At 35.8% G+C, this 13,480-nt stretch carries 10 protein-coding genes; 4 read left to right on the forward strand and 6 right to left on the reverse strand.

What is annotated here, in order from left to right:
* Positions 1-16: 16 nt before the first annotated feature.
* From ACIDC4_RS14735 to ACIDC4_RS14755, 5 genes are all read right to left on the reverse strand, one after another.
* Positions 17-4,318, reverse strand: a complete 4,302-nt coding sequence (locus ACIDC4_RS14735) for a PorP/SprF family type IX secretion system membrane protein (protein ID WP_412044855.1) — start codon at positions 4,316-4,318, stop codon at positions 17-19.
* 1 nt (position 4,319) lies between these two features.
* Entirely contained in the window at positions 4,320-5,774 is a 1,455-nt protein-coding gene (sprC, locus tag ACIDC4_RS14740) for a gliding motility protein SprC (protein WP_412044856.1), read from the reverse strand.
* The gene (locus ACIDC4_RS14745) at positions 5,771-6,187 is read right to left on the reverse strand and encodes a hypothetical protein (protein ID WP_412044857.1); all 417 of its coding nucleotides are present in this window, start codon (positions 6,185-6,187) and stop codon (positions 5,771-5,773) included. Before ACIDC4_RS14745 ends, sprC begins: the two co-directional genes overlap by 4 nt.
* A 102-nt stretch (positions 6,188-6,289) precedes the next feature.
* Positions 6,290-7,582 (reverse strand): hypothetical protein, encoded by a 1,293-nt coding sequence (locus ACIDC4_RS14750; RefSeq protein WP_412044858.1) that lies wholly within the window; start codon positions 7,580-7,582, stop codon positions 6,290-6,292.
* Positions 7,583-7,782: 200 nt separating this feature from the next.
* Positions 7,783-8,235, reverse strand: coding sequence for a hypothetical protein (locus ACIDC4_RS14755; RefSeq protein ID WP_068841791.1), 453 nt, complete (start codon positions 8,233-8,235; stop codon positions 7,783-7,785).
* Between the two features lie 433 nt (positions 8,236-8,668).
* On the opposite strand from ACIDC4_RS14755, the gene ACIDC4_RS14760 reads away from it, so the two are divergent.
* From ACIDC4_RS14760 to recA, 4 genes are all read left to right on the forward strand, one after another.
* Positions 8,669-9,817 carry a DNA polymerase III subunit gene (locus tag ACIDC4_RS14760; protein ID WP_412044859.1) on the forward strand — a complete coding sequence of 383 codons (1,149 nt, stop codon included), beginning with the start codon at positions 8,669-8,671 and terminating at the stop codon, positions 9,815-9,817.
* A 7-nt stretch (positions 9,818-9,824) separates the two neighbouring features.
* Complete coding sequence (locus ACIDC4_RS14765) at positions 9,825-10,208, forward strand: DoxX family protein (protein ID WP_412044860.1); 384 nt, start codon at positions 9,825-9,827, stop codon at positions 10,206-10,208.
* Positions 10,209-10,322: 114 nt separating this feature from the next.
* The gene (locus ACIDC4_RS14770; protein ID WP_230034007.1) at positions 10,323-10,832 is read left to right on the forward strand and encodes an acyl-CoA thioesterase; all 510 of its coding nucleotides are present in this window, start codon (positions 10,323-10,325) and stop codon (positions 10,830-10,832) included.
* A 169-nt stretch (positions 10,833-11,001) separates the two neighbouring features.
* Positions 11,002-12,009 (forward strand): recombinase RecA, encoded by a 1,008-nt coding sequence (gene recA / locus ACIDC4_RS14775; RefSeq protein WP_412044870.1) that lies wholly within the window; start codon positions 11,002-11,004, stop codon positions 12,007-12,009.
* Between the two features lie 648 nt (positions 12,010-12,657).
* On the opposite strand, the gene ACIDC4_RS14780 is transcribed toward recA, so the two are convergent.
* Positions 12,658-13,413 carry a lysophospholipid acyltransferase family protein gene (locus tag ACIDC4_RS14780; RefSeq protein ID WP_412044861.1) on the reverse strand — a complete coding sequence of 252 codons (756 nt, stop codon included), beginning with the start codon at positions 13,411-13,413 and terminating at the stop codon, positions 12,658-12,660.
* Positions 13,414-13,480 lie beyond the last annotated feature (67 nt).

The raw sequence follows: 13,480 nt of genomic DNA on the forward strand, positions 1-13,480 counted from the left end.
AATTATATATTTTCTATTAATTCTCCACTTTTACGATTGCCATTTTCCCGTTATATGGCTTGGTTCCTTTTGCTTCTAATGCCTTAGTTGCTTCAGATAAACCTTCGAATTTTTCGTAATAGATATAATACTTACTTGTTGTTACATTGTAAAAGAAATTAACATCTGAACGTCCTGCTGCAATTGCTTTGGCCAGGAACTGATCACGTTTTTCTACACTATTGTGAACTGCAATAATTAAATAATAACCACTATCAGAATTTTTAATATTCTTGATAATCTGCATATTTGACTGGTCTTCACCAAAATCAAAATCACTTGCGGTTAATGGTGTACTGCTTATTTTAGTTGTTTCTTTTATACGTTTTAGAGCGGCAACGTCCTGCGCATATCTTCCCTGATCATTTTCGTAAGCTGCACGTTTGATTCTACGTTTTTTCTCAATTTCAGTTTCAGCTTTAATACGTTCTAAATTCGAAAGTAAAGTAGCACTGTCTTCTTCCATTTTTAATTGTGCTGCTTTCAACTGGTTGATCTTATCCAGATAGGCTTTATTTAAAGCATCATTTTTATTCGGGAATTTTTTAAGTCTTTCGTTGTATAAATTAGTCAGCTTAGCGATTTCATCTTTTTGAATTCTGTTCGCATCAGCAAGTTGTGCTTTTAAAGCCTCTAACTGACTGTTTTCGGCCGCAACACTTTTGAAAGGTTTTGGCTCTTTATAAATTCCTTTTTCACTTAAATCATTCTCTTCTTTTAAGTCATTCAAATCTCTTTGTTTATTAGCCACTGTTGTATTGAACTGAGACAATAAATCTTTTTGATTTTTAGTTGAATTTTCAATAGATTGTGTTAAATCATCTATCGCTTTTGCTGTATCATCTTTTGGAGCTGAAGCTGCTTTTGCAAGCGCATCTGCGGCTAGTCTAGCCTGAAGTGCTTCGGCATCCGCTTTCGCTTTGGCATCAGCCAATAATTTTGCTTCACGCGCTTCTTCTGCTAATCTTAATTGTCTTGTTTCTTCTTCAGCCTGTAATTTTTCTGTAGCTTCAGCATCGGCTTTGGCTCTCTGGTCTGCCAATAACTTAGCTTGTGCAGCTTGCATATCGGCTTTCGCTTTAGCATCAGCATCTAATTTTGCCTGTAGTGCTTCGGCATCTGCTTTCGCTTTCGCATCGGCAGCTAATTTTGCCTGTAGTGCTTCAGCATCCGCTTTAGCTTTGGCGTCAGCAGCTAATTTTGCTTGTAGTGCCTGAGCATCAGCTTTCGCTTTAGCATCGGCAGCTAATTTTGCTTGTTGTGCTTCTGCATCGGCTTTCGCTTTAGCATCCGCAGCTAGTTTTGCTTGTAATGCCTGTGCATCAGCTTTCGCTTTAGCATCGGCAGCTAATTTTGCTTGTTGTGCTTCTGCATCCGCTTTCGCTTTGGCATCCGCAGCAAGTTTTGCCTGAAGAGCTTCTGCATCAGCTTTAGCTTTTGCATCGGCAGCTAGTTTCGCCTGAAGTGCGTCAGCATCCGCTTTCGCTTTAGCATCGGCAGCTAATTTTGCCTGTAGTGCTTCTGCATCGGCTTTAGCTTTAGCATCCGCAGCTAATTTTGCCTGAAGTGCTTCTGCATCAGCTTTAGCTTTAGCATCTGCAGCTAGTTTTGCTTGTAATGCTTCGGCATCAGCTTTAGCTTTGGCATCGGCAGCTAATTTTGCCAAACGCGCCTCTTCTGCTTCTTGTAATTTCTTCGCTTCGGCATCCGCTTTCGCTTTAGCAGTTGCTTCTGCATCAGCTTTCACTCTGGCATCGGCAATTAATTTTGCTTGTAATGCTTCCATATCTGCTTTCGCTTTGGCATCGGCAGCTAATTTTGCCTGAAGTGCTTCTGCATCTGCTTTGGCTTTGGCGTCAGCAGCTAGTTTTGCTTGCAGTGCTTCTGCATCTGCTTTCGCTTTGGCATCTGCAGCTAATTTTGCCTGTAATGCTTCTGCGTCAGCTTTCGCTTTAGCATCCGCAGCAAGTTTTGCTTGTAATGCTTCTGCATCGGCTTTTGCTTTAGCATCTGCAACTAGTTTTGCTTGTAATGCTTCTGCATCGGCTTTAGCTTTGGCATCAGCAACTAGTTTAGCTTGTAATGCGTCTGCATCAGCTTTCGCTTTGGCATCGGCTTCTAATTTTATCTTCAATGCTTCTGCATCGGCTTTCGCTTTTGCATCGGCTTCTAATTTTGCTCTCGCAGCAGCTTCAGCGTCAGCCTTCGCTTTTGCATCCGCAGCTATTCTTGCAGCTCTTGCTTCTGCATCGGCTTTCGCTTTTGCATCGGCAGCTAATTTTTCTTTCAATGCAGCATCTTCAGCAGCTTTTGCTTTCGCATCGGCAGCCAGTTTTGCTTTGTTAGCAGCATCAATGCTCGCTTTGGTTTTTACAGCAGCGGCAGCGGCAGCTTTTGCTTCAGCAGCTAATCTTGCCTGATAAGCATCTGAATCGGCTTTTGCTTTAGCATCAGCAGCTAAAATAGATTGCAAATCTGCCGCTTCAGCTTTTGCTTTGGCATCAGCTTTACGTTTGGCTTCGGCAGCATCGGCTTTTGCTTTAGCATCGGCAGCTAATTTTATTTTCAAAGCTTCAGCATCAGCCTTCGCTTTGTTATCTGCTTCTAATTTTGCTTTGGCAGCAGCTTCAGCATCGGCTTTAGCTTTGGCGTCGGCAGCCAGTTTAATTTTCAATGCTTCTGCATCAGCTTTCGCTTTATCAGCGGCTAATTCTGCTTGTGTTTTTTGTGGTGCAGCTGTAGTTTTTGCTTTTGCAGCGGCTGCGGCATCGGCTTTTGCTTTATCTGCAGCCAATTTAGTTCTCAATGCTTCAGCATCAGCTTTTGCTTTATCAGCTGCTAATTGTGCCTGAGTCTTTTGAGCTGTTGTTGCAGCAGGTTTATTTGCAATTGCTTGCGCTCTCGCAGCGGCAGCAGCATCTACTCTCGCTTTATTATCTGCAGCTAATTTTATTCTGCGTGCTTCAGCATCGGCTCTCGCTTTGTCTGCAGTCAATTGTGCTTGTGTTTTTTGTTGTGTAGCAACTGCTCTGTTTGTCGTTGCTGTTTGTGATCTAGTTGCATCAGCTTTTGCTTTTGCATCTGCAGCTAATTTTATTTTTAATGCTTCAGCATCCGCTTTAGCTTTATTATCAGCTTCTAGTTTTGCTTTTGCGGCAGCTTCGGCATCGGCCTTCACTTTTTCGGCTGCAGCCAGTCTTACTTTAAGTGCTTCAGCATCGGCTTTAGCCTTAGCTTCGGCAGCAAGTTTTGCTGTTTCGGCACCACTTACTCTTGTTACCGGAGTAGTAGTTTTTTTAGCCATTACTGCTTTTGGTTTCGAAGGATCTATTAAAGAACCTTCTTCATCATCACCATAGTAATAGTTTTTATTTTTGAATTTATAAGCAATTGCAAATTCATGAGAACCTCCCAGATTGGTAAAATTTCCCATACCTCTCTCGTAATTGTATTCGATAGCGATACTTGGCGAAATATTAATACCCAAACCTGCTGATATTCCGTATAAAGTATTGTAACCCGCTTGTGCCCAAACTCCTTGCGGAATGGCAATCATGGCAAGTCCTGAAATTATTGTTTTATCTTGTTTGATTTCTGTTTTTACAATTCCTGAGAATTTACTTCTGTCAAAAAATCCATAACTATCAAGATAACCTGTGTACATTGCATGCAATTCGATCGCTCTTTCAGGATCATCTTTTACGATTCCTGAACCAAAATTGTAAAGAATAAGATTGTTTACAGAAACTCCAAAATCAAGAAATGCAGTACCGTAGTTGATACCAGGATTAACAGTAAGTAATGTATTTGAAGGGTAATCTAAATTTAAAAGATTTGGATCGTCAGATATGATTTTTCCTTTGTTTAAACCACTTTGGTATACACCAACGTTCATACCAAAAGTTAAGTTACTGTCTTGTTCTAAAACGATGTTGTGGGCGAAGTTTCCTATTCCGCCAAAAACAGTCATTAAACCATAATTTTGCTGGAATAAGCCAAAAGCAAAAGCTTCATTTTCTCTAAAACGACCTGAATAATTAGCTAAATAAGTATTTGGTGCATCTTCAAATTGCACCCATTGCCTTTTATTATAAAAGCTTGCGTATGCATTTGTTTCGCGAACAAAACTAAATGTTGGGTTGATTAAATATCTATTAAACTTTAAAGAATTTCTGATAGGTAATGAAAACGAAACAACTCCATTCTCAGGTTTGTCCTGGGAATAGAGTGTATTTGAAAAACCGTAAAATAAAGTGATGAATAGTAAAATTTTCTTCATATTATCTTATCACAGTTATTGATCCTTTTTTCTCACCTGCGTCGCCTTTAATGACATAGTAATAAACTGGATTTACATTTTTAAAATCTATTGAAGTCTGAGGCCAGTCTCCCTGATAATTGCTAACATCAAGAACCATATCGCCATTCGAACTTATAATCATAACCTTGGTATTTGCATTTTTGTATTCATCCGGGATATTCCAATATGGGCTCGCACCACTCAGACTAATTATGTTTGGAATAACTGAAGAAGGACCTGCTTTTCCTTTGGCTTTAAAAATAAATTCTTTAGAAGTCACACACCCCGAAGACTGAGAAATTCTCACTTTATAAGTACCAATAGCAGCTACCAGATAACTACCTGATGTAGCTCCCGAAATAATATTGTTGTTTAAATACCACTCGTAAGTAGGACTTGTAGCATCTGTTGTAACACTAACGTTTAAAGTTTCTCCTTCTTCAAGTTGAAACTCCTCGGCAACATCAATACTGGCATTAAAACTATTGCTTTTAAGATCTATTGATCCACTCGCAACACAACCGCCAAAGTCAACTTCTACAGTATAAATACCAGAATCTGTTGCTTTAATAGTACGGGTGTTACCACCAAATGGAGCGCCGTCTTTTTTCCAGGTATATTTATTACCACTTGTTGCTGTTAATACTGTCCCGTCAGCACTTGGACAAAAAGGATTTCCTAAACTTGAACTGATTGTAACTGCTGAACCGCCACCTGCTGCTGTAACAGTTACACGATTGGAGTAAGATTCAGAAGTACAGGTTCCGTAATTTGTTTCTACATAATAAATTCCAGGAGTAGTTACGGTGTAACTTGGTCCTGAAGCACCGGCAACAAGAGTTGGAAGTGCAGTTGCACCATTATCTCTATACCAGTTATAGTTTAAAAAATTATATTTTAACGGTGAATCGTTTACAGGATCAGCCGAATCAGGATCAATTGTCAGGACATAACTACCTCCTGTACAAAATGCCGCATTACCACTAAAATTATTTATGGTAAACTGCCTGTCATGTGCTCTGTAATAAATTGGAAAAGAAGTTTTTAAACCAAAAGAAACAAACTTGCTGCTTGAAAAACCAGCCGCAGAAACTCTAAGGCTATACGTATCGGATCCCGGAAGATCAGTGGGAACAGAAAAAAGTATTTCTTTTTGGTTTACGGCAGGATCTGAAGCAGATATTGTATTAGCATTAATTATAGATACAAAATTGTTGGTTGAAAGTTCAACAACAAAGACTGTCCCTGCAGGAAATCCAGCATAAGTAAATTTTGCACTATATTGGTTACCACCAGGTCCGGCACATATCCTGTCAAAGTCTAAAACCTGTGGGTTTATCGATTTGACCTGCGCATATGAACTTGATCCGGTAAAAATAATTATACCAAATAATAGAAAAACGTTAAAAAAAGATAAAGTAATTTTTCGAATCATATAGTGCGTTTTCTTGCCAAATCTATATTCTCAAAAAACAAGATGTCTATAAATGTTTCAGAAAAATCATATCTGTAGTTCTCAATAATATCTTTTGCAAGAAGTGAATAAGAAGCTGCCAGTGATGAATTATCCTCGCATTTTAAAGTAGTCTGATCATTCGAATCAACTGTAATAGGAAGGCTATCCTTGGGGATGGATAGCCCTGCTATAAACTGATTAGAATTCTCTAATTTGCCGATATTTTTGATATCAGACGTATCGTTATTTTGGTTATTTGACGCAGTCATACTGCAAACAGTAACAATAGAAGTTGTAGGCTTTTCTATTGAACTTTGTGCATATAGACTTAACGTAATAGGTGAAACCAAAAATATTATATTTAAAAAATATTTTTTTCTAGATTGAGCCATTATGTTTTGATCTTTATTTGGTCCTGTTTAAGACGAATACATAAATTGTGTCTGGGGACTTTATTAATAAAATTTACGCTTTGAAATAAAAATCTAAGTCTATTATCTATTGCCGCTTGAAGCTGTAATTTTTCCTAATTGTAATCTGAAATCTGGTTTTTTAGGATTAGAAATATCAATGAATGTTTCTTTATTATCACTTTGAGAGTAAACATTAAAGAACACACTGTTTCCGTACCAGCTCTCTAAATCTTCGTTGTTAGAATTGTATTCTGTAAAGATGTTTCCGTTACATAGGTTGAAATACATTTCCTCAAATTTGATTTTTTTAAGGTTGGCGTCATTGATTTCTGTTTTGCTGTCTAATAATACTGCAGGATTAAATCCAGAGATCACACTTCTTTTCATTTCAAGAGAAGCATTTTCAGCTACATAAACAGCTTCTTTTACTAAACCTGCCTGAATATCAGCTTTAATGTTTTCACTGTCGTTAAGCATTGTAATATTAGTTGCCACTACTAAAGTTTGTTTTTTGGTAAAATCTGTTTCGCTTTTCTTTTCGTAAGATTTTACTTCCATACAACGAGATCCGTCTTTCGTACTAGAGAAGTATGAAGATCTAATTGCCAATGAGTTATAGAAACGACATTGTACACCTTGAGTAAATTTAAAATCGTCGTTGATTGATTTATAAGAAACAAATTTTGTAGCATTTACATCTCCGCCCATGATACCAAATGAGTCTCCTCCGGCGTAGCTTACCATAATGTTTTCAAGAACTGTTTTGCTACCAACACCAGCTAAAGTTAAACCGTTGAAAGTATCAAGACCTTTTACTTTTTTACCAGCAAATTCAATTCTCACAAATCTTAAGACTCCAGAGTTTGAAGCTACATTATCTCCTCCGTAAGTAGTAAGAGTAGGATCAAGATCTAAGTTATAAGAACCTACGTTTCCGAATTTATTAATTGGAGCATCTCCAAGAATTACAACTCCACCCCAGTCACCAGCTTTTTTCTGGCTGCGGTTTGAAGTAAATACAATTGGATCTGTTTCTAAACCATCTGCAACAAGTTGTGCACCTTTTGTAACTACCAATGTTCCTTTTGTTTCGAAATCACCAATAATCAAAGTTCCTGGTTCAATCGTCAAAACAGCATTATTAGTTACATAGACATTGCCTTGCAAAACATAAATATTCCTCTTCAGCAATTTTGTGTTAACAGAAATGTTTCCTGCTAAAATTTGATTTGCTTCTCCATATTCTACTTTGTGAGGCTTAAATTCGGTCCAGTTGTTCAACCAATTGTTGTAGCCCATAATTCCTTTTTCTTGTTGAGCACTCATACTAGTAACTGTCAAAAGAACGCAGATCATTTGAGTAATTTTTTTCATGATAAGGGGGTATTACGGTTAATAATAAATTTGGGTATGCGTATACGTAAATGATAAAAACTCATCCCGAGTTTTCTGATAGTAGTCAGAACACATCGAGAACGAGTTGTTTTTTTTATTTCTTTTTTCAAAATGGCGTAAAAAATTTAACTCATCTACGCAAATACTTCAAAAAAGGTTTTAAAAAATATTATATAATATTACATTTCGTTCAATTCGTTGAACTCATGTAAAGATTTCAATGTGCTTTCGTAAAATAAAATTGCAGCGATAAGGTTTCCTTTATCAGAATACGGCATCATTTTTCTTTGAAATTCTACTGTAGTATCTAAAAAAGTAGTTGTACCAACAGCCTGAGCATCTAATACTTTTTTGTGTTCGTTATCGTCCGGAATACCTAAGTCGGCCATCGTAACACCAGGTTTTGTAACCAAAGCAATGTAAGGGAGAGTTTTTACTAAAACTTTAATACGCTCAATGTAAAGTTCCAACAATTCTCCTTTTTGCATACCGCTCAATTCTTTTTGATCATGGTATTTGCGAATAAGGGCTGTTGTACTAATTATACTTCTGGGAGCATTTTTAGCCTGGGCTGAAATAGCACCAGTTGTCATTAAAAAAAGTGCACTAAATAAAATAATTTTCCCTTTCATAGATTCTTATTATAATGGGTTGTTGATGAAAACAAAAATATGTAAATTAACTTAAATTGCAACTTTATTGATTTATTTTTTCAAAAAAAAACCTTAAAAAAACCTTAAAAATCAGCTTTATGTCGAGAAAATGTGCGTTTTAACGGGCTTTTTGTTAAAATTGTTAAAACCAAAACGGTAAGATATTACACATGAAAAAAGAAGATTCATTTAAAAAAATAACCAAAAAAAACTTACTATTGTCATTTTTTCGAAAAAACTATTAACAAAAAACTGCTGATATCTACTCGATTTACCCTCGTTATTAACAAAAGTTCGTTAACAAACTTCAAAAAATTAAAAGAAAAAGTTTTATTACAGCATAAATAAAAAGCCAGATAGAAAGTTTTGAGCGAAAATTTTTGACTACATCATTTTCTTCTATCTTTGCTTCATGCAATTTTCTCAAATTTTAGGTCAAGATTACATCAAAAGTCACTTGATACAAAGTGCAGCTTCCGGACGAATTCCGCACGCACAATTATTCATTGGGCCAGAAGGAAGCGGTACACTATCAACGGCCATCGCTTATGCGCAATATATTTTGTGCAGCAATACAGGAAACGAAAATTCTAACGGAAATGATTCCTGCAATTTGAAGTTTCAAAACATTTCGCATCCCGATTTGCATTTTATTTATCCAACGGTTACTACCGAAGATGTTAAAACCAAACCAAAAAGCTTAGACTTTATTCAGGATTGGCGCACTTTTATTCAGGAAATGCCTTATGGAGGTTTATTTGACTGGTATAAAATTTTGGGCGTTCAGAACAAACAAGGAGAAATACGTGTCGAAGATGCAACTGAAGTTTTAAAATCACTTTCGTTAAAATCCTACGAAGGCGGTTATAAAATTATGATCATCTGGATGGCCGATAAAATGAACATCGCTGCATCAAATAAACTTTTAAAACTCTTAGAAGAACCTTCGGATAAAACTATTTTTATTCTGATTTCTGAAAACGAGGAAGATATTATTCAAACCATACGATCTCGTTGTCAGGTAATTCACTTTAACGGATTACCAGAAAAAGTGATTGCTGAAGCTTTAATTTCAAAAGAAAATATCGACGAAAAAACAGCTTTTAAAATTGCACATCAGGCACAGGGAAATTTCAGCAAAGCTTTGCATATTTTAAAAGAAGATGACTCAGAATATCCTTTTGAGCAATGGTTCGTCAATTGGGTTCGTGCCGCTTTTAGAGCCAAAGGAAATGCAGCTGCGATTCAGGATTTAATATCCTGGAGCGAAGAAATTGCAGCTCTTGGACGTGAAAGCCAGAAAAAATTCATTCAGTTTTGTATCGAAATGTTTCGTCAGGCACTTTTGCTTAACTATCAGGCTCCAACTTTAGTTTATATTGAACCTAAGGTGGATAAATTTAAGTTAGAAAATTTTGCACCTTTTGTAAACGGAAATAATATTCATGAAATTTTCAAAGAGCTTTCAGATGCCATGTATCACATTGAAAGAAACGGAAATGCAAAAATAATTTTAACTGATTTATCTATAAAACTGACTCGTTTAATTCATAAAAAATAGTTTTCACATGAATAATGTTGCCTCCATTTTACTATTAGCTTTTTTAGCCTTAACCTTCTTACAATCAGGATACGAAAAAATATTTTATTGGAAAGATAATGTCGATTGGCTTAAAGGACATTTTGCCAAAACACCATTAAAAAACCAAGTACCGCTTGCGCTTTTGCATCTTTTAATTCTTGAATTAATTTCCGGAATTTTATGTGTAGTTGGTGCCATACAATTACTAACAAACAGTGGTCGTGAATTTGGTTTTTACGGAGCTATATTTTCGTGTATTTGTTTGTTAATGATGCTTTTTGGGCAAAGATTAGCCAAAGATTACGATGGTGCGAGAACCATTGTGATCTATTTTATTCCGGCAGTAATGGCTGTTTACTGGTTGAATTAAACTCACCGAAATTATTTAAAAAAATAAGCCGCAGATTTCGCAGATTCACACAGATTTTTAAATCTTTTTAATCTGTGAAATCTGTGGCAAAAAATAAAATTTTACATTAAAAAAATGAATCCAAAACACCCTTCAGAATCTCTAACTGTATTAACCGATTTAGTTTTACCGAGCGAAACAAATCCTTTAAATAACCTTTTTGGAGGTGAATTATTGGCACGCATGGATCGCGCCGCAAGTATTGCCGCCCGCAGACATTCACGCCGAATTGTAGTAACGGCATCTGTAAATCACGTTGCATTCAACAGAGCCATTCCGCTTGGAGCAGTAGTGACAATAGAAGCAAAAGTTTCCAGATCTTTCAAGAGTTCTATGGAAGTTTTTATCGATGTTTGGGTAGAAGACCGTGAATCCGGAAGCAGAACCAAAGCCAACGAAGCTATTTATACCTTTGTGGCTGTAGATGATAGCGGAAGACCAGTTGAAGTTCCGCCAATTGCACCCGAAACAGAACTTGAAATACAACGCTTTGACGCTGCTTTGCGTCGTAAACAATTGAGTTTACTCTTAGCAGGAAAAATAAAACCTTCTGAAGCAACAGAATTAAAGGCTTTATTTTTATAGTGAAAATTGTGACAATTTGGAACAATTTGAGAGAATCAAACTTCAAAAAAAAGAACTAATTTTACAAAATACAAGCCTGATACAAATCTAAATCAGTAAGTTATCATTTCTGGTTTGTTTTTGAGAATGAATTATAAAAATTTACATGAAAGAAAAAGAAAAAAAAGAGATGAGTTCAGAGAAAGAAGCCAAATTAAAAGCGCTACAACTTACGCTTGACAAATTAGATAAAACGTACGGAAAAGGAACCGTAATGAAAATGGGCGATAAAGCCATTGTAGAAGTTGAAACTATTTCTTCAGGTTCTCTTGGTGTCGATTTAGCTCTTGGAGTAAACGGTTATCCTAGAGGAAGAATTATAGAAATTTACGGTCCGGAATCTTCTGGAAAGACTACTTTAACATTACACGCAATTGCAGAAGCTCAAAAAGCGGGCGGAATTGCTGCTTTTATAGATGCTGAACATGCTTTTGATAGAAACTATGCTGAGAAATTAGGCGTTGATATCGAAAACCTGATCATTTCTCAACCAGACAACGGTGAGCAGGCTTTAGAAATTGCTGAGAACTTAATTCGTTCAGGTGCAATTGATATTGTGGTAATTGACTCTGTTGCTGCATTGACTCCAAAAAGTGAAATCGAAGGTGAAATGGGAGATTCTAAAATGGGTCTTCATGCACGTTTGATGTCTCAGGCTTTAAGAAAGTTAACAGGAACCATTAGCAAAACAAATTGTACTGTTTTCTTCATCAACCAGTTGAGAGAGAAAATTGGTGTTATGTTTGGTAACCCTGAAACTACAACCGGTGGTAATGCCTTAAAATTCTACGCTTCAGTTCGTTTGGATATTCGTCGTTCATCTCAAATTAAAGATGGTGAGAATGTTATTGGAAACAGAACTAAAGTAAAAATCGTTAAAAACAAAGTTGCACCGCCTTTTAAAACTGCCGAATTCGACATTATGTACGGAGAAGGAGTTTCTAAAACTGGTGAAATTCTTGACTTAGCGGTTGAATTTGAAATCGTTAAAAAAGCAGGATCATGGTTTAGCTACGGAGATACAAAATTAGGACAAGGTCGTGATGCTGTAAAATCTTTAATCAAAGATAATCCGGAATTAGCAGATGAATTAGAAGTAAAAATTAAAGCACATATTAAAGATTTAGCAAACGCTTAATTTTTTATAAAGCTCTAATAAATAATACGTTATACCAACCCGACAAGTTTTTAAAACCTGTCGGGTTTTTTATTTTCAAAAAAAGAATAAAAACGACGCAACCATTTTAAGATAAGTTCATCTATTAAACAGACATAAGATTTAATTGGTATTAGGCCATAATACCCAATTGAACTTTTTTCAGAATAAATTTGGTTGTTTGTTCGATAAAAATCCGTTAGTTTTCAATACTAGCGGGTTTTTTATTAGATTTTTTTAGAAGTTTCAGGTTTTCACGCAACCTTTTTTACTTTTTGCTCTCTATACTATTATGACGTTAACTTGAGTTTAAACCAAACTCTTTATTATCAATCCTTAATATTTTTAACCATGAAAGAGAAAATAGAAGTGTTGTACAGTAAAAACCGTAGAAAAACCAAATTGAAATTTAAAAAAGTATTGCGTTTTATTTCAGAGAAAATAATTCATCGATAGTCTTTTTTGATATAAAATGGGGATTTTAATTCAAAAGAAAACCCGGCAACTTTATCGTTGTCGGGTTTTTATTTAAATCTCTATATTCTATTCTTTATATTCTATTCTCTATATTCTATTCTCTATATTCTATCCTCTATATTCTATCCTCTATATTCTCTTTACTCGTGCTCTTTATTCTTTATTCTTTTCTTTCTTAAACTGAAGCAAACCTTTATAAATCAATTGCCTTACTTCGTCACGAAGTCCTTTTCTATTTTCACTTGTCAATCCTTTTGTTTCTACGAAAGGCAGAATTTTCACTCTCATTTTACCCGGACTTCCGCTTAAAAAAGTATAAGAGAATCGTTCTTTATTATCAGCAAAAACAATCGGAACAATCGGAATCTGATGTTCAATTGCTAAACGAAAAGCACCGTCTTTAAACTCATCCAGCAAAATACTTTCGTCGTCAGGAACTCCGCCTTCCGGAAAAATACAAATACTAAGACCTTGACTTAATCTGTCCTGCGCTCTTTTGAAAACTTCATTTTTACTTTTCGAAGAGTTTCTGTCTACCAGAATACAAGTACGTTTATAGAAAAACCCAAACAAAGGAATTTTCGAAAGTTCTTTTTTTCCAACAAATACAAAAGGATTTCGAACCACAGCCAGCATCAGCATAATATCTGTCATTGAAGTGTGATTGGCCACGATCATATAGCTGGTATTTTTAACTAATTTCTGCTCGCGCTTCACCGTGTAATAAAAACCCATCCCAAAAAGGATGAATTTAGCCCAAATGCGGGCCATTTTAAAGAAATAGGGGTATCCGCTTTCTGATATAATAGAAATAAGCAAAAACGGCAGCATAATCAATATCGGAATGGCCATTAAAATATAAAACCAAATGCGCCACAAAACCCAAAAAACAATTTTAATTCCTTTCATAGTTTCAAATGTAATAAAACAGAAATGAATTTTGCAAAAAGAATTTCTGGCTTAAATATTAGGTACA

This window comes from Flavobacterium sp. C3NV (assembly GCF_046825355.2).
Lineage (GTDB): Bacteria > Bacteroidota > Bacteroidia > Flavobacteriales > Flavobacteriaceae > Flavobacterium.